The sequence below is a fragment of the Paenibacillus sp. 102 genome (assembly GCF_039549175.1).
In the GTDB taxonomy this organism is placed as follows: Bacteria; Bacillota; Bacilli; order Bacillales; family Bacillaceae_G; genus Bacillus_A.
This window is the reverse complement of sequence record NZ_JBCGHT010000004.1, coordinates 149,525-170,827: the sequence shown is the minus strand read 5'-3', so window position 1 is coordinate 170,827 and position 21,303 is coordinate 149,525. Positions and strand designations below refer to the sequence as shown.

Genomic DNA, 21,303 nt, shown 5'->3' with positions numbered 1-21,303 from the left:
GGAATAGTAGAATTTTAATTGAAGGAGGGAAGGTAGATTTGGTTACTGTAAATTTAGTAGTGCTTCATGATTCGAATTCTAATAAGTATCTGCCTTTGATTAGAAAGAAAACGTCTAAATCGATAAGTGAAATCAAACAAAAGATGAAAATAGAAAAGCCTATAATGGAATATAACTATAGTGATGCAGATCAATTGAAAGCGTTAGTGAAATTTGCTGAGGAATTACTTTCAATGGGAGCAAGTATAAAGCTTTATGAAGAGGAAGAACTAATTACACTTGAAATGGTGAAAAATTTAATTGAGACAATAGAAGGGATTGCAAAAGATAGAGAAGCAATCGATAATGTAATGTTTAGGGATGATTCTGATGAATAGTCGTTCTGAAATAAATAGAAAACTAGCAAAATAAAATTTGCTAGTTTTTATTTGTTCTTATAAATGTGAAGAACAAATCTCTTGTAACTTCTCAGCAAACTCTTTATGATGACTTGTGTTATAGCCTCCATGATGCCCTGGAAACTCCACGATTTCTGTTCCTATTTGTTCCGATAATGCGACTGCGCAGCGGTAAGCGAAAAAATCCCGTGAAGCACTTCCGCCGGCTGGAAGTACTTGCATCGATGAAGATTTTAATGCGGTTTTCAAAGCATCGATATCTAGTGAATAGCCAAGAATTCCTGGGATTTCATACTGAACGAAATACGCTGAATTACTAAGCATCCGCTCTGTTTGCACATCTTTCGTTTGTTTTTGATTGCTAGTGTCCGCCCCTACATTTGATAATAATTTTATGACTTCATTTTGATGATTTTTCTTAAGGTCTTCCATGAATTTTCTAGCCTGCACCTGCTCATCACCGAATAAAAGTTGTAATAAGACGGGTTCGTGAGGGATTAGTAGCTTTACCTGCGCCGGATGGCGTATGCACAGATCCAGTCCGATAACAGCACCAGAGCTACTTCCGAATACGTATGCCGGTTCATCGGTCAGTTTAGCTAGCAGGCGGTGAGCATCTTCGCTATGTGTTTCTACGCGGTAATCCTCAGTTTCATCGGTATGATGGCTGCGGGAATGACCCCGGCGGTCGTAGGTAACAACTGTATACCAATCAGCAAGATGGTCAGCGACTTTAAGGAATTTATCAGCGTCACCACCACCGCCATGAATCATTAGAAGCACAGGCCCTTCTCCGCGAACCTCATAGTAGATGCTCGCTCCAGGCACTTGCAATGTTCCATTCTTCACTATAGTCATTTGGAAACTCTCTCCTTTCTCTTATCTATCAAAAAAATGAATAAGAGATTCCATTTTCATCGTTATTAACTATAATCGGTAATCCTCTTTACTTTATATGATTGGTGAATGATATTAAATGCAGAAATTAACTAAGAAACAAAGTCAGCATATCTCAATGTCTGATCAAATTGTTGCTTTGAAATATTGTAGGATTTATTATAATTTCGGAATGATATATAGGGTAGGGATTTATATTGGGACGGACAGGTGAAAATGCTGTAGCACTTATAGGTATATTTATAGGGATATTTAGTACAATAGATTTGTTTCTTGAAATATGTGTACGATATAAAAACAGAAAATTAATAATATATTGACCTTTCTATAGTTCGTGCTATAAAATTGAAAGCGATAACAAACGTTTTCTTTATAATGTTTTCCGTAATCTTTTGATATTTAGGGATATAACAAGGAATAAGTAAGTCTTTTTTTTGGTATTTAATGCAAACGTTTTCGTTGTTTTCTTATTCCTTTCTATCTTTGATTTTTCTATTAAAAGATCATTGAAATAAATAAGTGGAATTCCATATGGAGGTGTTATAAAAGCAATTTCTAGATTAATCTATGCAGGGTTATTCAAAATGAATGGTTCGTAATATTTTTAGAAAGGGTGGATGGAGTGTATATGACAAAAAATATAATAAACAAGACGTTTTTATTATTTACTGTAATTGCTTTGCTATTATCTGGTTTTTCTTTTCAGAGTGCACAAGCAGAATCAAATACGAAAACAACTGAAATTATCGTTCATTATAAGGAGAAGGCTGGAAATACAAAAGACTGGAATCTTTGGATGTGGCCTGAAAATGCGAGTGGTATGTCCTATGAATTTACTGGGGAAGATGAGTTTGGTAAGTATGCCAAGGTAAAAATAGATGGTGATTATAATCGCGTCGGATTTATCGTTCGTACGAATGACTGGGAAAAAGACGGTGGAGATCGTTGGATTGAAAATATAAAGGATGGCCGTGCTGAAGTATGGGTTCTTTCTGGCGATGATAAAGTATATGATTCAAAGCCTTCTTCTGAACTTTCTATTCAGAAGGCCACTATTGATAGCTTCAATGAGATCACGATAACTACCAATGCTCCGTTCAATATTAAGGAGCAAAAAATTGAAATTGAGGGCGTTAACATTGAGAAAGTTAGTCCTTATGATACAAATGGTGGAGATATTACCAATAAGGTAAAAATTATTACAGAAAAGAATCTTGATGTAAAACAAACATACAAAATCAAAATGGGAAATTCCATTGAAGCTCATACTGAAATTGGTAAAGTAATTCGTAGCGAGGAATTTGATCATTTATTTTATTATGAGGGCAATGATTTAGGTAATATATATACACCGCAGGAAACCAAGTTTCGTTTATGGGCTCCCACTGCGAGCGAGGTAAAGTTGGTTACTTATAAAAAATGGAATGATGAAAAAGGTACTGAAATCAGCATGGATCAAGCTGAAAAAGGAACTTGGACTGCAAAACTTACAGGTAATCAAAAAGGCCTTTTTTATACATATAAGGTGAAGATTGGGGAGAAATGGACTGAGGCCGTTGATCCCTATGTGCGTGCTGCTTCTGTTAATGGTGATAAAGGTGCAGTCGTTGATTTAAAAGAAACAAATCCGAAAAATTGGAAGGGGAACAAAAAGCCGAAATTTAAAAATCCAGAAGATGCTATTATTTATGAGTTGCAAATACGTGATCTTTCCATTCAACCTGAAAGTGGTATTAAACAAAAAGGAAAATATCTTGGTGTAACAGAAAAAGGAACGAGAGGACCAGAGGGCGTAAAAACAGGTCTTGATCATATTAAAGATCTCGGTGTTACTCATGTTCAGTTTTTACCGATATTTGATTATGCTTCAGTAAATGAAGAAAAATTAAATGAACCACAATATAACTGGGGATACGATCCGAAAAATTACAATGTACCAGAAGGCTCGTATTCTACCAATCCTTATGAGCCGACTGTTCGAATTACTGAATTAAAGCAGATGATTCAAACACTACATGATAATAAACTTCGTGTTGTAATGGACGTTGTATATAATCATATGTACAATGCGGCTGAATCTAATTTCCACAAGTTAGTTCCAGGGTATTATTACCGTTACAATGAGGATGGCTCACTCGCAAATGGAACAGGCGTAGGGAATGATACAGCTTCTGAACGAAAGATGATGAGGAAATTTATGATAGATTCCACCGTATATTGGGCGAAAGAGTATAATTTAGATGGGTTCCGTTTTGATTTGATGGGTATTCATGATGTCGAAACAATGAATGCGATACGTAAAGCTGTTAATCAAATCGATCCTTCTATTATTCTTCATGGAGAAGGATGGGATTTAAATACTCCTCTGGCACCTGAGTTAAAAGCAAATCAAAAAAATGCGGAGAAAATGAACGGAATCGCTCATTTTAATGACGATATACGTGATGGATTGAAAGGAAGCGTATTTGGGGATAAGGATAATGGTTTTGTGAGCGGAATGCAAAACATGGAAGAGCGCATTAAAAAAGGAATTACGGCTGGTATCGACTATGATAAAAAGGTGTCTACTTATCAGGATCCTGAGCAAGTTCTAACGTATGTTGAAGCACATGATAACCATACATTATGGGATAAGCTTGCGTTGACGAATCCTGGTGACAGTGAAGAAGTACGTAAACAAATGCACAAGTTGTCTTCTTCCATCATATTGACATCGCAAGGGGTTTCATTCTTGCATGCAGGGCAAGAGTTCATGCGTACAAAATATGGTGACCATAATAGCTACAAATCTCCTGATTCGATTAACCAGATGGATTGGGTGCGCCGCGTGGCATTCGATAAAGAAGTAGAGTATATGAAAGGCTTAATAGAGATTCGTAACAAGTATTCAGCTTTTCGCATGACAACTGCTGAACAAATTAAAAAACATGTAACGTTCATGGATGCGCCAAAAAATGTTGTAGCTTATACACTCAATAGCAAAGCGAATGGAAATAAAACCGAACATTTTGCTGTAGCTCATAATGCGAATAGAGAAGCGGTAGAAATAACTCTTCCATCAAAAGGTCCTTGGAAAGTGCTAGTAGATGGTGAACGTGCAGGAAGTAAAGTGCTGTATGTTGTTCATGATAATAAGATAAAGGTTCCTGCATTAAGTTCATTTGTTTTGAAAACAGAAAAACCAATTAAATAAGAATAGAAGATGTAAAAGAAAATTTTGTTTGAAATAAACAGTACCTACATTGGGATTGCAAAAGGTTCTTTGTTATAGACTATAAAGTAAAAGGTAAAAATACTCATCTTCCTATTAATAAATGAATCTCAAATGTGATAATATGTATATTGTGGAAAAAAGATGAAAAATTGCAGAAAATATACTAAACGAAAAAGTGGGAATCTTTTTATTAGATGAATAAAAGTTTAAGGGGAGCTTAAAATGAGTATAAAAGTAATAAGGGCAACAGGAATGATGGGCGGAGCTACAAGAGTAGCTTTAAAAGTGGATAATGAAGTGGTAATGAAATTAGAAAATAATGAAGAATACACGCTTCCTTCTGATGTAAAAGAAGCAAAGATAAAAGCAAATCAATTGTTTTTCGGAAGTAAAGAAAAGCAAGTGAAAAGTGGCGATATAGTCGAAATTAAGGTGAATGGTCTAGCGATGCTATTGTTTATGGTATCGTTAATAGCGGTGTTATTTGGTTCGACGATGGGTCCTAATGTTATTTTGTTTGGTGTAATCGGCTGTGTAGTAACGATTGTTTATTCAATAAATAATTGGTTCACGTTAGAAGTTAAATAATAGGAAACAGCAGAGATTTTAAAAACTCTGCTGTTTTTTTACATCATAATTGTTCACATGGTGTTTTGTATTCTAGTGAATAGTGAGTATGCATGATAATGAATACCTAATGGAGGAATCTGAAATGGAAAACTGGGAATACAATGAATTATTTGAAGCCATCAATGAAACTTATAATGATTTTTTAGCTTTAAATAGAGGTCAGAAAGATGCAATCGCAAGGACTGCTTATGAATATATAAATCTTGGAGAAATAGAAGACGTTATCGCCGATGTAGCTATAGGTGAAATATTGTTAACTCATGACAAAGTTTTTATTGGATACATTGAAGGGATAACAAAGAGATTAAGCAAGTTTCATCCACTAGACGCAACGGGGGAATTAACACAAGAAGAAATAAGAGATTTAACGAATAGAATACATAAAGTATTGGAAGGACTTGAACAAGTAGAGATTGATTATAATCCTTCAGTAGAATAAACCACTTATACAATGTAATGTTTTCTAAGTTAATTGATGAAGCAATTCGCTTAAATGGTGAATTTGCTTTTTTAGACAATGAAATTCCTGAATCAGTGCGTATCTGGTTTGAAAACGAATTGAAGCGTATCGATCCCAAGGCTATGGAAAAGAATACGTTTTGGTCTGAGGAAATTAAAAATCTAACTGAATAAAGGAGGGGGCTTATTGTTAAATCGTTTTAAAAATGTAAGCGCTGATAAACAAGTAGCTTTTTTGTTAGGGTTAAGTGAAACAGTAATTGATTTACTGTCACACTCTTCTGGATATGAAGAAGTGAAGGAAGCGATGAGGATTTGTTGGGAGTGGCTTGCATATAAACAAAAGTCTGGAGATAAAATCTACTACTTACTAGATGATGGAACAGAGTTCTCAGGATTATTTATACAAATGCAAATGGATGAAGGGAATCTGCAAAAGGCTGTTTGGAATTGTATTGTTGATGCGGTAGCTTATACGAATTGGCAAGCGTATTTACATCAAAAAGAAAAGTACTTACCTTCTCCAATTGAGAATGTAGATGAAGATTTAGTACAACATTTTTTAGACAATTTTTATGAAATCAAAAGTATAAACAAAGAGTTAGTAGAGAAGTTTATTTTGTATTGTGAAAAGATTGAACGAGTAAGCAAAGAAAGTACTATGAAATATCTAAAAAGCTTTTTATGAAATGTGAAAAGATTGAGGAGGGTTTAACATCGAAAATCCAGGTTTCATGTCTCTATGGCTAGGGAATTTCAAGAGTAAAGAAATGTTAAAAAAGTATGTGGAACCACAATTTGATGAACAGGGAGAGAGAACCCCATCACAATTTATGAGAGATTTTCAAATTGATTTTGTCGATTACAATGAAGACCTATTGGAAATCACATTTATTGATAGTTCAACGACATCTGTACAGTTGCTATTAGATGGAGCGTCTTATTATGAAAAGGTTATCTCTCAATTCATAGGTTACTATGGGGAACATATGTTAGAGAGTTATAATACAGTAATCAGAGTGTATGATTTTGAATATAGCGAAGCGAATGCTGTTGAAAATAGAAACATTGTTTTTGCTGGTGCAGTTGTTTATGAAGAGTGGGAAGAAGAACATTGGTGAATGTATTTTATGATCAAAGTATACTGCGATTATAATGTGATGAAAAGTTGAATGACAAGTTACAAGAGGTGACTGAAAGGTGCTTATATTCATATCCTAACAGCCTCTATTTAATAAAAGAAGTGAGGTTACTGTTTAAAGGAGAATTTGTAGATGAAATATGGAAGACACACAGAATTAGTAGAAGAAGTTATTCATTTTCTTTCCAGCCTTCACCTTTTTCATAATGAAAAGGTTTTACATCATAATCGAATTATTGTTAACGATTATGAAAGGGCACAAGAATTAGCGTGGTCTCAAGATTTAGATGAAGTCGAAAATGTATGGGATGATATAAAATCTCTAGAAAGCGGAGAGATAATCGGGAAATTATATGAGGGTAATTTAAACGCAATGGAGCGTACTTTAAGAGATATGGTTCAATCAGCAAGCAACTATCAAGAGAATTTTGTTTCTAACTACATTGAGATTTTTGAAGAAGTAACAGTCGATTTACATATGTGTGCACTCAATCGTTTAGTAAATGGAAAAACGGATAATTTTTATGAGAGAATATTTGAAATTTATAAGCATGGTGGCTGGCCATGTGGATGGGAGGGCGAGTACCCGGAAGGGAAAATGATCGTTTACATGCCGGAAATAATCATTTAATGCTTCTTATACAAGGTTAGGTAATGCGGATATTAAAAAATAAGGGTTATTCATATTAAGGAGGATAAAGATGGAGTTTTGTATGAAATTTGGTGATACAAATTTTATTGGGGTTGTAAATGCGGAGCAATACAAGTCATTTGTGGATGAGGATTGGGAATTAGAAATGTTGCTACAGCATTTTACTGATGAAATGAAAAACGGAAATCTTTTAGTATTTCAGATGACTGAAGAAGGTATTGAGCATTCGTGGAATGCAGAAGTGAAAGTTGGAGAGGAACCAATAAAGCAAGAGTGCTTCAGAAAAGCAGAGGGTTATATAAGAGTAACTGAGAACCAATTATATTTAGTTGATTATGACTGCCTTACAATGGCTGCACAATTTGAAGATGAGAAAGTACCTGATGAAAATTGCTCTAATTATAAAATTAACATTGAAAATGGAGTGTATAAAGTAGAAGTCCTTCAATTTTACAATGTAGATAACGATGAATATGTTGGGACAAATGAGAAAGATATACTATTAAACTTTATAAAAGTACCTGTTTTCCGACAAACAGTAGATCGTGTATTTTGGTGTAATTTTTAACGAATTGTAGAAGTTGGTTATCAAGATATTTAAACTATAGAACGAGAAAACTTGCATATGAATAAAGTTTTGCAAGAAAAAGGGTGTTTACTGCGAGGGAAGAGGTTTCTATACGATGGAGAGTAAATAAGGAGAGACAATATGAAATATAAAGGAATGGCTTCGTTGTGGCTTGGAACGAGTCAATCACTTAATCAGCTTCAAAAATATGTGGATATGGAATATACAGAAGATGGAGATAGTATAGATTCGAAATTTGGAGTGAATTTCGGTTTTGGTTATTATGATGAATATCAAATCGAAATTATGTTTTATGAGGAACCTAAAATACATATAGAAGAGATGTTACAAGATTTCTCTTATAGTGAGGTAATTATTTCGAGATTTAAAGATTTTATGAAAAAAGTAAATGTAGAGGATGGTATGAATTCTGTTATAGTACTTTATGATTTTCAATACGATGCTGAGAAAGTAAAAGATACATATGAGGGTTTAGAATTTATATTTGTTGGTGCTGTACCTTATTATGAATAGCTTTAAGGGATTGAGTGATGTGAAAAGCCAAATGAGCAGAGAGGAACTTAGCAAGTAGATGAGAAATCTTGGGAGGGTATTGTATTTGTTTTTACATAGAGAAATGTTGTAGATAAGGAGAGGGTTAGATGGAAAGTTCAAAAGTTGTATTATGTATACCTGGTTTATGGAAGAATAGAAGTGAACTTATTGAAGCGATTGTAAGAAAAAGTGGGGGATATATGTTCGCTGGGAATTATATTAGTAAACTAGGGGATTCGAGTACTTTTTTTGAAGTTGATATATATGAACATGATGAGCGAGTAGCAGAAGCTTTTGAAATTGCTGGATACAATTCATTTACTGAGGAAGAACTTGATCTTATTAGAGGGCATTCCTTAACTTTGTATTTAATTGGGGACGGAGGTTCCATTGAAAAGATAAGGAAGTTAGTTGATACTGCAAATGCACTTGTAAAAGCTGGAGGACTTGGCGTGAAAGTTGAATCTTCAGGTACGGCAAATACAATTGAAAACTGGAATGATATGTATCATACAGATAATGCAGTAGAATTATTTCAAGCCTTTGTAACAGTGGCCGAAGAAGATGATTTTTACTATACATGTGGTATGCATTGCTTTGGGCTACCGGATGTAATTACTTTTAAAGATCAAGTAACTCCGCAATATGCTCAAGAATTAATGAACGTTTTTTGTCTGTATAATCTCATTGAAAAGCCTAGTTTAACGGACTATTCTACGTTTAGCCTGGATGAAAATAATCCTCATTTTATATTGCAACATACGGAGTGTAAACATTTTTCAGAAGATGAATTGTTTTATAATCAGTATGGTATTTGGGCGTTAGCAAAAAAATAGATTATTTAAAATGAATAGGAATAACAATGAGGAAGGAGTAATCTATCATAGGTATATTTGAAGAACTAAACGCAGTTTTTAGGCTGGATGTTCAAGAACTACCGGCTCGTGAAGAAGAAATTCGAGCACTTCAAAATTTTTCATCTATAGAAGTTCCATTGGAATATATAGAAATAGTTCGGCAAGTTACAAATGTAGAAATTAATGTCTGTAATGATATGTATATACGTATTTGGGGTCCTACTGATTGTATCGAGATGAATGAAGCCTATCATATTCAAAAATATATCCCTTATTCTCTTGCTATTGGCGATGATGAAGGGGGAAAAGTGTTAACATATGCGTCTGGAATAGAGGGATTTGGAGTTTATTTAGTAGACTTAGGAAATTTAGATATTCAGGATTCGATTAAACTTACTGCATCTTTAAAACTGTTATTAAAAAACGGAATTGGTATAGAGAAATTATTGTATTAAGTTTCATAGCATCATATGTGTAAAGTTAGATGTTGGTGTGGAAAGAGGGGGTTATATGGCGGGGAAATTTTGTAAGGAAGCAGTTGCATACTTAAAACCAGTAGTAAAAGAGGATCTTGATGAGGAGTGTTTTACCCTATCCGAAGAAAATAGTTTTGTCCATACATTTTTTAATAAAGATTTAATAATTACCTTTTTAGTTGAGGATGATCAAAACGATTATTTTCAATATGTTCAAAATAGGCATATATCAGAAGAAGGATTGGATGAGGAGCAGTTGTTAGAAATGGGGGTCAATAATCTTTATAAACTAGCAGATGAAAAAGAACTTCGGGTTCACACACTATCAGAAGGATGTTTTGCCTTAATTCTTGACGGGAATTTCGAAGCTAGCTTAATTGTTTTAGACGACTTATGGGATTACTCACTAAAAGAATTCGTATCAAATGGATATGCGGTTGCGATACCAGCAAGAGATATTCTTGTCTTTTGTGATTGTAATGCTAGTAACGGAATTGAAAAAATGAAAGGTATAATAGAAAAGGTTTGGGAAGACGGAGATCATTTACTTATTGATAAAATTTTGATGAGAAGTGAGGGGAAATGGAGTTATTTATAGCCATCCAAAATATTCAAAAATAAAGTCGTACTTATAATAGTAGAGTAAGTATTCTGAATGAAAATGAAGTACTTGTGAAAAGAGGGAGAAAATAAGTGGAAAAGTTTATGAAGAAGATAGGGGATAAGACTTTTATTGCTCAGGCAGAAAAAATCTTTGCGATGCAGGTAGAAGGTTTATTTGGCTTTCTAAATGAAGTAGAAAATGATCGATTAATAGATGGTTTTTCTATACAAGTTGGTTGGTCGATTTACTTTCTTGATGAAAGGGAAGATGGATTTCATATTACTGTACATGATTATACGAAGAATCCATTTCAAGATATGACAGATGATTTAACGATTTCTTTATGGATACTAGTGACGCAAGTGAGTTTTTTAAAACCATTTACAATTGAAGGGGAATTGCTGCGCTTTTGTGATAAAATTGTCGTTGCTAAAAATGTATTGGGGTTAGATGATATTTATTTAGAAAGAACAAAGGATTGTGAAGATGGTGACTCTGGTTGGTATATAGGCCCTGTTCATGATGAGCATGACACAGAAGAGTATGAAGCGTTTTATGCATATGAATTACTAAAATTAAGACCTTCTCTTCTTCAAGTGTTAACATTGCCTTCTGGATATCTTGTAATCTTTGAAAAAGATGTAGTGCAAGCAGTGGTAGATGAAAATAATGTAAACATTTTGGATAGAGTTAACGATTTATAATCTAGTATAGAAAAAGAGTTAGTAATTTGTTGAAGTCAGTACCTCAGTAATATTGTAGAATCGAATTGAGGTAGGATAAGCCTAATTACATAATGAAGCAATTACTTAGGGAGGAAGGTTCGTGGCTTATAAAGACAGTTTATTTCATGTAGTGAAGGATAAAGTGATATTAATTATGGTTATTTTACTTTCCACTTTCCATATGTTAAATTTCGCATTTTTCTTCTTTTTTGCCGTTACGGTAGCTTTGTTTTGGGACGATCCGAATGCTGATATGAGTACGGAATATGCTCCAATAGTTATGCCGTATTTATATCCAGTTCTCATCGGGGTGGGATTCATATTTCTGGCTTTTCTCAGCTGTTATTTCTATCAGAAGTACGTACCGAATTCTAAATGGAAAAAGATAGCTGTGGAAGTGCTTTTTCTTATTGTTGCATTTGTCATGCCGACATTTTTAGGTGCGTTCAAAATTCCTTTGTTGGAAATGTTTTTAAGATAAAGTGTTTGCTATTGAGTATTTAATAAAAAAAAGAGAGCCTCAGTAAATCGGAATTTACTGGGGCTTTTTATCGTTAGCTTTTGAGTGAGACAGCTCACAATAAGAATGTTAAATAGTGCTCTACATATCAAAGGGTAATGGTTCTCTACAATATGAAAGGGTTCTCTCCTAATATGAGCGAATACATTGAAAAAGGAGGAGAGCTTGTATGGAAGTTGTTGTGAAGCAACGGAAGAAAAGAGGTAAGGGAAAAAGAATTGTCATTTGGTCTGGTAGTATCATCCTTTTTTTACTTGTTGCCGCGGCAGTTTTTGCAAACGCATTCGTGATGAAGTCAATGCCAAAGGTAGAAGGGACGGTTCATGTTGGTGGGTTGCAAAAATTGGTTCAAGTAATACGAGATGAAAAAGGGGTACCTCATATTAAAGCTCAAAATGCGCATGATGTATATTTTTCACAAGGATATGTTCAGGCGCAAGATCGTTTGTTTCAAATGGATTTAAGTAGAAGGCAGGCATCTGGAACATTAAGCGAAGTGATTGGGAAGGCAGCGTTAGATAAAGATAAATTGTTCCGAACCCTTGGACTTAGACGGGCAGCAGAAGCATCTGAGAATCAATATACTGGTGAAGCAAAAGATGCGTTGCAGTCGTTTGCCGATGGAATAAATGCATTTATAAAGGAAGCGAAAAAGGACGGGAAACTACCAGTAGAGTTTCATTTGCTAGGATACGAGCCTGCTGAATGGACTCCGGTTGATTCTTTAACGATTGGCAAGTATATGGCTTTTGACTTAGGTGGTCATTGGCATGGGCAAGCATTTCGGTTTTGGGCACTTCAACATCTTTCAAAAGAACAGGCCTATGAGCTATTTCCGACTTATCCAAAAGATGCTCCTAGACTATTAGCACAGTTAAATAATCTAAATGTGAATGTGGCCGGTAGCTTTGCAAAAGCAATTATTCCTCCAGAATCTAATGGGAGCAATAATTGGGTTGTAAGTGGAGAAAAAAGTGTATCTGGAATGCCTATATTAGCAGATGATCCTCATCTTTCTTTAGCAACACCATCTATTTGGTATCAAACACATTTGGAAATGAAAGATATAAATGTGAGCGGAGTTATTTTTGCGGGTGTTCCAGGAGTTATGTTAGGGCATAACAAACAAATTGCTTGGGGGGTTACGAATACAGGTCCGGATGTACAAGATTTATATATTGAAAAAAGAAATCCTGAAAATCCAAATGAATTTTTGTATAACGAAAAATGGGAAAAAGCTACGATTGTGAAGGAACCGATAAAGGTGAAAGGCGGAAAAACAATTCCATACGAAGTAACGGTTACGAGACATGGTCCTGTTATTTCAGAATTTGCTTATAAAAATAAAGATGAAGCTGTTTTTGCACTGAAATGGACGGCATTAGAACCTTCAGCAGAATTAAAGGCTGTACTCAATATGAACAAAGCAACAAACTGGACTGAATTTGAAACGGCACTGGAAGATTTTCATACTCCTACCCAAAACTTTTTATTTGCATCAACAGATGGCACGATTGCGTATAAAGCCAATGGAAACATACCAATACGGAAAAAAGGAGATGGGATTTTACCTGTACCTGGATGGACAGACGAGTATGAATGGGAAGGCTACATTCCGTTTGATAAACTTCCAAAGGTCATAAATCCAGAACAAGGCTTTATTTCAACTGCCAATAATAAAATTATAAACGATGACTATCCGTATCATATTAGTCACATTTGGGCACAGCCGTATCGTCAAATGCGTATTCAAGAGTTTTTGCAGGAAAAGGATAAATTGACTGTAGAGGATTTGCAAGAGTTGCAAATGGATCAAAAGAACCTTCACGCAAGAGAGTTTGTTCCCGTGTTTTTGAAAGAACTGGATAAAGTAAACGTATCAGACGTGGAGAAACAGGGGATAAAAGAGTTAACAAATTGGGATTTTTACGATAGTAAAGATCAAGCTGCCCCGTTAATCTTTCATTTATGGATGAAAGAAATATCCAATACTCTATTTTCAAAGGAAATACCAAAGGACGTAATGGATTTATTTGAAGGAAAACAACAAGTCGTTGATGAATTAATTCGTAAACAAATGAATGGAGAAAACAGTGTATGGTTCTCTAAACATGGAGGTTTCACAGAAGTTTTACATACATCGTATGCAAAGGTAATGGAAAAGCTTGAAAAACAGTATGGCCGAGACGTAACGAAATGGAAGTGGGGAGCATATCATCAACTTTCGTTTATACATCCTGTCTCAAAATCATCTGATGTACTCGCGTTCTTTTTCAATCGTGAAAAACCTGTACCAATTGGAGGGAGTAATATTACAGTCCAAGCAGCAAGTTATGGAGATGATGGCATTGTAAATCATGGAGCATCTTGGCGGTTTGTAATAGATACAAAAGATATGTCTAATGGCTATCACATCGTAGGCCCAGGACAGTCAGGACATTTTAGAAGTGGTTGGTATCATGATCAAATAGAAGGCTGGGTAAATGGAAACTATCATGTTACTACTCTTCGTACAGATGGAATAGGCGGTAAAATATTAACTTTAAAACCATAATAAGGTTTATAAGGCTCTTACATTTGTAGGAGTCTTTTTATTATAATAAATTCTAATAAAGGGAGCAGTATACCATAATTAAATTATGGAATGTTATAATTTAGGGAAATATAGTTTCCTGGTCATACAAATATAGGGGTGAGTACATGACGAATTGTTATTTTGAGTTTGTAATATATAAAGAGGCCCGTTTTCATAAACTAAGAGAATTTTTTTACAAGCTTAAGGAAGAGAAAGAAAAAGAGATGATCGATTGTAGTGATTCTATGTGGCTAGATTATTTTGAAGAAGAGGTATTAAAACAGTTTTGGTGGCCGACGGAAGAAGAATTACAAAATTACCAGGTTTTATGGGAACAAACTCCTGTAGAAAAACGTTTAACAGACCCTAAACTAAGAACTCCATGGGATTTTGAATCTATGATTGATACGTTTGCCTCTGGGGAATATGAACTAGTCTCTTGTGAAAAGGCAACAAACAATATTGGGAGAATTGAATTTGATCCTTATGCTTGGCCATACGGAGGGAGTGATGTGTTTAGAGCTTTAATTGAATATAGTGGGTTCAAAATTATTGATGAGAGTGTATAAGGTAAACAATCATAAAAAGAAACAATGGAAAGGGTGAGAGAATATGTCCATTTACATAAAGTCAGAGTTTATTAAAAATGCAGGCGGCTGTATCGTATCAAAAAACATTTTGGAGGAGAATGGAAGGTTAAAATGGTTGGTTAGAGATGAATCTGTAACGAGTGTTGATAATGGCTGGAGATTTTTTTCGGATATTGATGATGATGATTACGTAAATGATCCGGATAATTTAGTTGTATGTGACTTTAACACAGTAGTCCAATTTGAACCTGCTATTTTAGCGGTGTATTCCTTTCCAGTTGGTAGTGACCTACAACTAGTGGTAGAGAAGGGAAGGTGTTATTTTATTGATAATATAACAGAAGAGGTTATCGAGTTTTTGTATCATTAAAATAACATAGCAGTATGAATTTTAATTTGTTTGGGTTATAAAGGGCATACTGATAATCCGGTTGTAGTTTTTGTGCAACTCTAAATAATAGTTTAGGAGTAGTAAAAATGAAAGAAGAGATGAAACAGTATTTTCATACATTACTTAAGGAATGGAAAGACTATAATCATTCATTACCAAAATCTGTGTGGATAAAAGAGGCAAATTCTTTTATTTATGAAGGAGAACCCGATGCAGAAGGATATATCTTCTGGAAGCCTACCGAAAAAGATATATTTCATGATTTTTCTAATATAGAAAGGGAATTAGCCATACAATTCCATGATTCTATTAAAGAATACTATAATTCCTACTGGTTTTTAGATTTAGCTGGCAATTATTTAGAGTATAACCTAGAGCTAAATTCTGTTATACCAGGAATTGAACTTCGAGATTTTTATACTTCTTTACAAGGCTACAAAAAAGCGCACCATAATGAGTTAAAGAATATTCCTATAGGTATGGAGTGTAATGGACTTTTAATTGTTGTAGATAATGAAAATGGACAAGTGAAGATAGAAGACTATGAAAGAGGAAGTTTTGAAGTGATTAGTAATAGTTTAGCTGAACTTATTTCCATGCTTTAGCGAAAATATATAATGGAGCGTTCCATGTAAGATATAAGTTAAGAGGTAATGAAAATAATTAAATTAGTACTAGAAAAAAATGATGCAATGAAAAATGCTTTAGGGAAAGATCCATTTAGGTATGCATGGAAAAAGAAGGCAGGGTCTCATTATGGCTAGGAAATATGGAATCTGAAGATCTTTTAGAGGATTATTTCCGTATAAAATATACAGATGATGGTGATTCCATACCATCATCATTTATAAAAGATTTTCATATTTGTATGTATGATATTGATGAAGACTTTATCGAAAAAGAATTTTATTTCAAACGAAGTAATCATCTAGAAACTTTACTAGCAGGGTGTTCTTATGAAGAAGTTGTGATACCACAGATGAAAAGACTTACTGCAAATATACTAGAGATGAAGTATAACACGATTATTATGATATATAACTATGAATACAGTGATAAAATAATAAATAAAAATGAAAACCGTTATGAAATGAAATACATAGGAGCCGTTTCGTATAAATGCTAATAAAAAGGGGATTAAAACATGGAAGTTAGAGAAGTACATTCATTTCATCTACATTCAGAAGAAGAATTTTCTGAAATTCAAGATAAACTCATACATACCATTGAATTGAAAAATAACTTTTATCTAGAAGATGTGAGCTTAATTGCTGGGGTAGATTTAGCTTATTGGGAAGAAGATGATAAGCACTATGGAACTTGTTGTATTGTTGTGATTGACTATCATACGAAGAAGGAAGTGGAAAAAGTTTATACTTATGGGGAAGTGGCAGTACCTTATATACCAGGTTTTTTAGCGTTTCGCGAGTTGCCTTTAGTAATAGAGGCAGCCAAAAAGCTTACTTCTAATCCAGATCTATTCATGTTCGATGGGAATGGCTATTTACACTATAAACATATGGGAATTGCAACACATGCTTCGTTTTTCTTACAAAAGCCTACAATCGGTGTAGCGAAAAGTTATCTTAAGATTAAAGGTATTGATTTTATCATGCCAGAGAATAAGGCGTTTACTTTTAGCAATATTATGATTGATGACGAGGTATATGGAAGAGTTCTAAGGACGAAGGAGAATGTAAAACCGATTTTTGTCTCTTGCGGAAATAATATTGATTTAGATACGAGTGTTCAAATTGTGTCGAGTTTAATAGGGGAAGAAAGTAGGTTGCCAATACCGGTTAGATTGGCAGATTTAGAAACACATAAGGTAAGAAGAGAAAAAAGTAAAAATGAAATAGTATAGTCATTTATGCAATGTAAAAAGGAATAGGGAAATAAGGATTATGAGACTTATTTTAGGTTTAAAGACAAAGGACTCATACTTAGCACATAACGAAATTAAATAGGTTATATTCTGTTTTAGAGAGGCAGTTACATGCAAACAATTGGTATAATTCTTATATAGTTGAATCAATTTCATAGAAGAATAGGTGCATGGTGAAAACGAATAATGATTCGATTTTTTATTGCATCGAAAACTATTTCAGGAATTAACTTAATTTTATGAAATTGTTAATAGAGGATAACATAGAAGGAGAAATTTAAGGTAGTATAAAAAAGAAAAACTTTAAAAGGGGATAGAAAATATAATGATGGATGAACAAGAATTGAAACAAGAACTGCAACAAATCAAAAATAACAATTATGCTGTACCAGAAGATGTGGACGCATATCCATATGCACAATGGATGCTAGATAATATCGGGTCACCTGATGCTGATTTGCGTGATGACTTGATTTACAGTACGCTCGAACGATGGATTACAGGTGAAGTATTTAGACACAAAGAGTTACGAGGACTATTACTGCAGGCGCTTAGTCCTGATTATTTGTTTTATAAAATCGATGAAAAGGGAACAGACTCTGTTTTTAAGCGTGCTTTCTCGATTCTAATCCCACCGCTTATTTTATCCGTTCATGAAAAAGAACCGTTTTTATCTGAAGAACAACTTTACAGCGTGGCAGAACAAGTTCTTGAATATGTATATCTAGAGCAAGATGTAAGAGGCTATGTAGAGGGAAAAGGCTGGGCCCATTCTACTGCACATGCTGCAGATGCGCTAAATGCTTTAGCACGTACGATACGAAATCTCGAATTTTCACATGCGATCCTTACTGCTGTTCGTCATAAGGTTCGTCTGAACGATTACGTATACATAAACTTTGAGGATGAGAGATTGGTGACGGCAGTAATGTCATTATGGAACCAAAATCTCTTAACCAAAGAAGAATGGAACAATTGGCTTCATAGCTTTACAATCATTGAAGAAGCTCCCGCTTCTCAAAATGATATATTGGTACAAAACATTAGATCCTTCTTAAGAAGTTTGTATTTTCGAACGTTAGAACAAGAGGGAAACTCTTGGTTTACGATTGCTATACTGGAGACTTTAAAAAAACGGCATAGATTTTAAAAAAGGTCTTCGAATTGGAATATATGGTTCATCATTCGATCCCATCACAAATGTGCATTTGTGGGCTGCTTCTACTGTGGCACATCGTAAAAAAATTAGATTGTATTAGATTATCTTTTTACATTCTACAAATGTGCGCATTGATAAGGAAATACAAACGACCGGTGAGCGCCGCGTGAAGATGATCTATTTAGCCATACAAGATAAACCGAAGTTCATTTTTAATATTTATGAGTTATACGTTTACTAAATGATATTTGTCGCTTACAAGACTCCCACCTCAAACTTCAGCAAAAGCAAAGAAGTTAGGCGGGGGATCAACTGTCCTTAAAAGCCCGATTGATGAGGGCTAATAATCAATAACTTCTAAATAAAGAGACAGTATACCATAATTAAATTATGGAATGTTATAAATTTAGGAAATACAGGAACAACGTCTTGAGTTGCAAGATAGATCACAAGCATTAGGAATGGCCCTCAAGGAAGTCCTGTAGGTTTTGTTATGAAGCTAACAAAAGAAGAACGCACAAAACTCACATATGAAATGGGCGGAGCAAAAATGCAGACAGTGTTATTACAACAGAACGGATGATAAAAGTTTTAGTACAAATATTTGTAAAATGGGAAAAAACATAATTTAACATTTCTATTGCATCCATTTTGTTTATCTGTTCATATAATACAACTGTATAAAAATGAAATAAAGAATGGAAGGAGATATATGAAACAAAATAAAAAAGTTGAATTTTCTCTGTGTGATTCTCAGAAACTATATAGATCAGCGATTCCTTGTCCTGTTCCTAGTACCACTAGCCGGCCTATTATTTCAGATTATCCTGGATCGCCAGGACCACCAGGACCACCAGGACCACCAGGACCACCAGGACCGCAGGGGCCACCAGGACCACCTGGCCCCTCAGTCCCTAGTCCAATACCAACAACGAACTTAATGTATTTTACCTTTTCAAATGGAGAAAAACTCATTTATACAAATGCCGATGGTGTAGCAGATCTTGGAACAACACAAATTTTATCGCCAAGTGAAGTTTCATATATGAATTTATTTGTGAATGGTATTCTTCAACCACAAACTGAATATCAAGTTGAAGCAGGACAATTAACTTTATCAGGTCTTGAAGCCCCTATAGCAGGTGCATCCATTATTCTTCAATTTATCATCATTAATTAGCATATCCACATAAAAAATGACAGGCTTCCTAGTAAGCCTGTCCAGAAATTCAAACGAACTACGTTACAACAAATTCAATGATAAGTGGAGTAGCTGGATCAAGGACAGCACCACCCACAATAGTGATTGCAGTAGTAGTAACTCCAGTTACAGTATCAGCCGTTTGTAGTACACCATTAATGTACAAACTGAAATATGCAAATGATGCAGGGAATGTCGTTACAGCACCTGCGTCATTTGTAAAGTCAGTATTAGCAAAAGTTAAATCTGCTCCAGCTGTAGTTCCTGTTCCTGCTGTACTTGCGAACCTTCTTCCAGCAATAAACGGTTTAACAATAGGCAATGACTTTCACCTCTTTTTTTATTGTATTTGAACAAGCAAAGAAGCTTATTCATATAATTATATTATGGTACCTTCTCAATTGAGAAACGGCTTATGAATCAATCGATGAATATAAGTATCAAATTAAATATTGCTTTCATTAGTAGAGAGTAATAAAAAATGTCATATGAAACGAAAGGAGAAGTAAAATTCGATGAGTTTACAAGAATTACTAATATCTAGAGCCAATACAGCTGTGGTAATGAAATCAGGAAACGATTCAACAGCTTTCATTGGAGGGAATCCTTTTAAAACAATTAACGGTGCAATAACAGCGATTAATGCAATAGGGGCTACTGGAATTACAATTTTTGTGTTTCCTGGAGTTTATGACGAGACAATAGTCATTCCTAATGGAAATTCATTAAGGGGATTAAGCTTGTTGACAGTAATAATTCGTAAACAGAATGTAACATCGAATACTACTGTACTTACAATGGGTGAAAATACAAGAGTGGAAGATGTTAGCGTACTATTAACTTCATCTAATCATGTGAATTTAACTGGAGTTGCTTTTCCCGGAACAACATCACAAACATCTAGATTAAGAACAGCAGTTATTACTGTAGACAATTCAACAGCATCAACAAGTGGAACTTCTAATGTTTATGCGATTCATTCTTTTGGAACAGGAACGCCAGATGACAGCATAAGTGCTGTAAGAGCAACAACGATAACAACAAAATCAGCTGGGTTGGGAAATAAAAGATCATTGTTAGTCAACACGAATGCACATAGCTTTCATTGTCGTGACATTAATTTAACTACTACTAGTTCAGGGGGAGCAGGATCTTATATTGGTGCAGAAGTGAATCAGTCTGGAGCAAAATTAAGTTTACGTTTAGCATCTATTCAAGGTACTACAGCGGATGTATCTCAAACAGCTGGAACGATGACTTTAAGTTCAGCGAATCTTATAAATTCCAATACTAACAATTTAGGTTTTTCTACAGTGTTACAGCCTAGTATGATTCTTTGGGCAGATCCTGCTGGTTTACCAACTGGTGGAAATCGCTTTTATCGCCCAGGTACAGCAGCTGTTTCAACGACAGAAGTCTTTATTCGATTGAGTCAAAAAGCCGTTATAAAATCATTAGCAATACGGGCTCGAGTTGGTCCGGGAGGGGCAAATACAGATACTTGGACTATTCGAAAAAATGGTGTTGATACATCTCTTATAGTTTCACTAACTGGTGCTCAGACGTCTAATATAAATAATAATGTTTCTGTGACATTTCAAGCAGGGGATAGTATTTCATTAAGAGTAACAGCCGCTACTGGAAGTGCTACAACAGATACTGTAATACAAGTTGATATTTTCTGATAAATATGAAACAAAATGTTGTGGCTATCCAGTAATGATTTGTAGATATTAGTTACAGCCCTAGTTTAAAACAAGACGTGAAATATGGTGCTGAAATGTAAGGGAACTGAATAAAAACTAG

25 protein-coding genes are annotated in these 21,303 nt (G+C 34.6%); 23 read left to right on the top strand and 2 right to left on the bottom strand.

Annotated features, from left to right (window positions below):
• Window positions 1-38: 38 nt before the first annotated feature.
• A complete protein-coding gene (locus tag AAIE21_RS13005; protein ID WP_343267166.1) occupies window positions 39-377 on the top strand; it encodes a hypothetical protein in 339 nt (112 codons plus the stop codon).
• Between the two features lie 57 nt (window positions 378-434).
• Here AAIE21_RS13005 and AAIE21_RS13000 read toward each other — a convergent pair whose 3' ends face one another.
• Window positions 435-1,256 carry an alpha/beta fold hydrolase gene (locus AAIE21_RS13000; RefSeq protein ID WP_343267165.1) on the bottom strand — a complete coding sequence of 274 codons (822 nt, stop codon included), beginning with the start codon at window positions 1,254-1,256 and terminating at the stop codon, window positions 435-437.
• A 667-nt stretch (window positions 1,257-1,923) separates the two neighbouring features.
• On the opposite strand from AAIE21_RS13000, the gene pulA reads away from it, so the two are divergent.
• From pulA to AAIE21_RS29600, 21 genes are all read left to right on the top strand, one after another.
• Entirely contained in the window at window positions 1,924-4,488 is a 2,565-nt protein-coding gene (gene pulA / locus AAIE21_RS12995; RefSeq protein ID WP_481858678.1) for a type I pullulanase, read from the top strand.
• A 243-nt stretch (window positions 4,489-4,731) separates the two neighbouring features.
• Window positions 4,732-5,097: a hypothetical protein gene (locus AAIE21_RS12990; protein ID WP_343267163.1), complete on the top strand. Its 366-nt coding sequence runs from the start codon at window positions 4,732-4,734 to the stop codon at window positions 5,095-5,097.
• Between the two features lie 124 nt (window positions 5,098-5,221).
• A complete protein-coding gene (locus AAIE21_RS12985; RefSeq protein ID WP_343267162.1) occupies window positions 5,222-5,578 on the top strand; it encodes an Imm3 family immunity protein in 357 nt (118 codons plus the stop codon).
• A 207-nt stretch (window positions 5,579-5,785) separates the two neighbouring features.
• On the top strand, window positions 5,786-6,286 hold the full coding sequence (locus AAIE21_RS12980; RefSeq protein WP_343267161.1) for an Imm6 family immunity protein: 501 nt from the start codon (window positions 5,786-5,788) through the stop codon (window positions 6,284-6,286).
• 28 nt (window positions 6,287-6,314) lie between these two features.
• Window positions 6,315-6,719, top strand: coding sequence for an immunity 22 family protein (locus AAIE21_RS12975; protein ID WP_343267313.1), 405 nt, complete (start codon window positions 6,315-6,317; stop codon window positions 6,717-6,719).
• A 153-nt stretch (window positions 6,720-6,872) separates the two neighbouring features.
• Window positions 6,873-7,370, top strand: coding sequence for a cytoplasmic protein (locus AAIE21_RS12970; RefSeq protein WP_343267160.1), 498 nt, complete (start codon window positions 6,873-6,875; stop codon window positions 7,368-7,370).
• A gap of 82 nt (window positions 7,371-7,452) precedes the next feature.
• Window positions 7,453-7,959, top strand: a complete 507-nt coding sequence (locus AAIE21_RS12965) for a hypothetical protein (protein WP_343267312.1) — start codon at window positions 7,453-7,455, stop codon at window positions 7,957-7,959.
• Between the two features lie 141 nt (window positions 7,960-8,100).
• Window positions 8,101-8,493, top strand: a complete 393-nt coding sequence (locus AAIE21_RS12960; RefSeq protein ID WP_343267159.1) for an immunity 22 family protein — start codon at window positions 8,101-8,103, stop codon at window positions 8,491-8,493.
• A gap of 128 nt (window positions 8,494-8,621) precedes the next feature.
• Window positions 8,622-9,350: a DUF4261 domain-containing protein gene (locus AAIE21_RS12955; protein WP_343267158.1), complete on the top strand. Its 729-nt coding sequence runs from the start codon at window positions 8,622-8,624 to the stop codon at window positions 9,348-9,350.
• Window positions 9,351-9,397: 47 nt separating this feature from the next.
• A complete protein-coding gene (locus tag AAIE21_RS12950; RefSeq protein WP_343267311.1) occupies window positions 9,398-9,826 on the top strand; it encodes an SMI1/KNR4 family protein in 429 nt (142 codons plus the stop codon).
• Between the two features lie 55 nt (window positions 9,827-9,881).
• Window positions 9,882-10,445 carry a DUF1444 family protein gene (locus tag AAIE21_RS12945; protein ID WP_343267157.1) on the top strand — a complete coding sequence of 188 codons (564 nt, stop codon included), beginning with the start codon at window positions 9,882-9,884 and terminating at the stop codon, window positions 10,443-10,445.
• A 95-nt stretch (window positions 10,446-10,540) separates the two neighbouring features.
• Window positions 10,541-11,155 (top strand): immunity protein Imm33 domain-containing protein, encoded by a 615-nt coding sequence (locus tag AAIE21_RS12940; protein WP_343267156.1) that lies wholly within the window; start codon window positions 10,541-10,543, stop codon window positions 11,153-11,155.
• Window positions 11,156-11,276: 121 nt separating this feature from the next.
• Complete coding sequence (locus AAIE21_RS12935) at window positions 11,277-11,657, top strand: hypothetical protein (protein ID WP_343267155.1); 381 nt, start codon at window positions 11,277-11,279, stop codon at window positions 11,655-11,657.
• A gap of 208 nt (window positions 11,658-11,865) precedes the next feature.
• A complete protein-coding gene (locus tag AAIE21_RS12930; RefSeq protein WP_343267154.1) occupies window positions 11,866-14,250 on the top strand; it encodes a penicillin acylase family protein in 2,385 nt (794 codons plus the stop codon).
• 146 nt (window positions 14,251-14,396) lie between these two features.
• The gene (locus AAIE21_RS12925) at window positions 14,397-14,840 is read left to right on the top strand and encodes a hypothetical protein (protein ID WP_343267153.1); all 444 of its coding nucleotides are present in this window, start codon (window positions 14,397-14,399) and stop codon (window positions 14,838-14,840) included.
• Between the two features lie 43 nt (window positions 14,841-14,883).
• A complete protein-coding gene (locus AAIE21_RS12920) occupies window positions 14,884-15,231 on the top strand; it encodes an immunity protein Imm33 domain-containing protein (RefSeq protein WP_343267152.1) in 348 nt (115 codons plus the stop codon).
• 107 nt (window positions 15,232-15,338) lie between these two features.
• A complete protein-coding gene (locus tag AAIE21_RS12915) occupies window positions 15,339-15,857 on the top strand; it encodes a SecY-interacting protein Syd (protein WP_343267151.1) in 519 nt (172 codons plus the stop codon).
• Between the two features lie 125 nt (window positions 15,858-15,982).
• Complete coding sequence (locus tag AAIE21_RS12910) at window positions 15,983-16,378, top strand: immunity 22 family protein (protein WP_343267150.1); 396 nt, start codon at window positions 15,983-15,985, stop codon at window positions 16,376-16,378.
• Window positions 16,379-16,396: 18 nt separating this feature from the next.
• Window positions 16,397-17,116 carry an endonuclease V gene (locus AAIE21_RS12905; protein ID WP_343267149.1) on the top strand — a complete coding sequence of 240 codons (720 nt, stop codon included), beginning with the start codon at window positions 16,397-16,399 and terminating at the stop codon, window positions 17,114-17,116.
• A gap of 346 nt (window positions 17,117-17,462) precedes the next feature.
• On the top strand, window positions 17,463-18,287 hold the full coding sequence (locus AAIE21_RS12900) for a DUF2785 domain-containing protein (protein WP_343267148.1): 825 nt from the start codon (window positions 17,463-17,465) through the stop codon (window positions 18,285-18,287).
• A gap of 721 nt (window positions 18,288-19,008) precedes the next feature.
• Window positions 19,009-19,476, top strand: coding sequence for a DUF4183 domain-containing protein (locus tag AAIE21_RS29600; RefSeq protein WP_481858677.1), 468 nt, complete (start codon window positions 19,009-19,011; stop codon window positions 19,474-19,476).
• Window positions 19,477-19,534: 58 nt separating this feature from the next.
• On the opposite strand, the gene AAIE21_RS12885 is transcribed toward AAIE21_RS29600, so the two are convergent.
• A complete protein-coding gene (locus tag AAIE21_RS12885; protein ID WP_343267147.1) occupies window positions 19,535-19,819 on the bottom strand; it encodes a DUF4183 domain-containing protein in 285 nt (94 codons plus the stop codon).
• Between the two features lie 193 nt (window positions 19,820-20,012).
• Here AAIE21_RS12885 and AAIE21_RS12880 point away from each other — a divergent pair, with 193 nt between their 5' ends.
• A complete protein-coding gene (locus AAIE21_RS12880; protein ID WP_343267146.1) occupies window positions 20,013-21,182 on the top strand; it encodes a pectinesterase in 1,170 nt (389 codons plus the stop codon).
• Window positions 21,183-21,303: the final 121 nt, after the last annotated feature.

Bases quoted from the DNA above. Each gene is read 5' to 3' on its own strand.
- AAIE21_RS12955 (WP_343267158.1), top strand. From the start codon at position 8,622: ATGGAAAGTTCAAAAGTTGTATTATGTATACCTGGTTTATGGAAGAAT.
- AAIE21_RS13000 (WP_343267165.1), bottom strand. From the start codon at position 1,256: ATGACTATAGTGAAGAATGGAACATTGCAAGTGCCTGGAGCGAGCATC.
- AAIE21_RS12925 (WP_343267153.1), top strand. From the start codon at position 14,397: ATGACGAATTGTTATTTTGAGTTTGTAATATATAAAGAGGCCCGTTTT.
- AAIE21_RS12930 (WP_343267154.1), top strand. From the start codon at position 11,866: ATGGAAGTTGTTGTGAAGCAACGGAAGAAAAGAGGTAAGGGAAAAAGA.
- AAIE21_RS12880 (WP_343267146.1), top strand. From the start codon at position 20,013: ATGAGTTTACAAGAATTACTAATATCTAGAGCCAATACAGCTGTGGTA.
- AAIE21_RS12985 (WP_343267162.1), top strand. From the start codon at position 5,222: ATGGAAAACTGGGAATACAATGAATTATTTGAAGCCATCAATGAAACT.
- pulA (WP_481858678.1), top strand. From the start codon at position 1,924: ATGACAAAAAATATAATAAACAAGACGTTTTTATTATTTACTGTAATT.
- AAIE21_RS29600 (WP_481858677.1), top strand. From the start codon at position 19,009: ATGAAACAAAATAAAAAAGTTGAATTTTCTCTGTGTGATTCTCAGAAA.
- AAIE21_RS12990 (WP_343267163.1), top strand. From the start codon at position 4,732: ATGAGTATAAAAGTAATAAGGGCAACAGGAATGATGGGCGGAGCTACA.
- AAIE21_RS12910 (WP_343267150.1), top strand. From the start codon at position 15,983: ATGGAAAAAGAAGGCAGGGTCTCATTATGGCTAGGAAATATGGAATCT.
- AAIE21_RS12915 (WP_343267151.1), top strand. From the start codon at position 15,339: ATGAAAGAAGAGATGAAACAGTATTTTCATACATTACTTAAGGAATGG.
- AAIE21_RS12965 (WP_343267312.1), top strand. From the start codon at position 7,453: ATGAAATTTGGTGATACAAATTTTATTGGGGTTGTAAATGCGGAGCAA.
- AAIE21_RS12900 (WP_343267148.1), top strand. From the start codon at position 17,463: ATGATGGATGAACAAGAATTGAAACAAGAACTGCAACAAATCAAAAAT.
- AAIE21_RS12905 (WP_343267149.1), top strand. From the start codon at position 16,397: ATGGAAGTTAGAGAAGTACATTCATTTCATCTACATTCAGAAGAAGAA.
- AAIE21_RS12970 (WP_343267160.1), top strand. From the start codon at position 6,873: ATGAAATATGGAAGACACACAGAATTAGTAGAAGAAGTTATTCATTTT.
- AAIE21_RS12920 (WP_343267152.1), top strand. From the start codon at position 14,884: ATGTCCATTTACATAAAGTCAGAGTTTATTAAAAATGCAGGCGGCTGT.
- AAIE21_RS12945 (WP_343267157.1), top strand. From the start codon at position 9,882: ATGGCGGGGAAATTTTGTAAGGAAGCAGTTGCATACTTAAAACCAGTA.
- AAIE21_RS12960 (WP_343267159.1), top strand. From the start codon at position 8,101: ATGAAATATAAAGGAATGGCTTCGTTGTGGCTTGGAACGAGTCAATCA.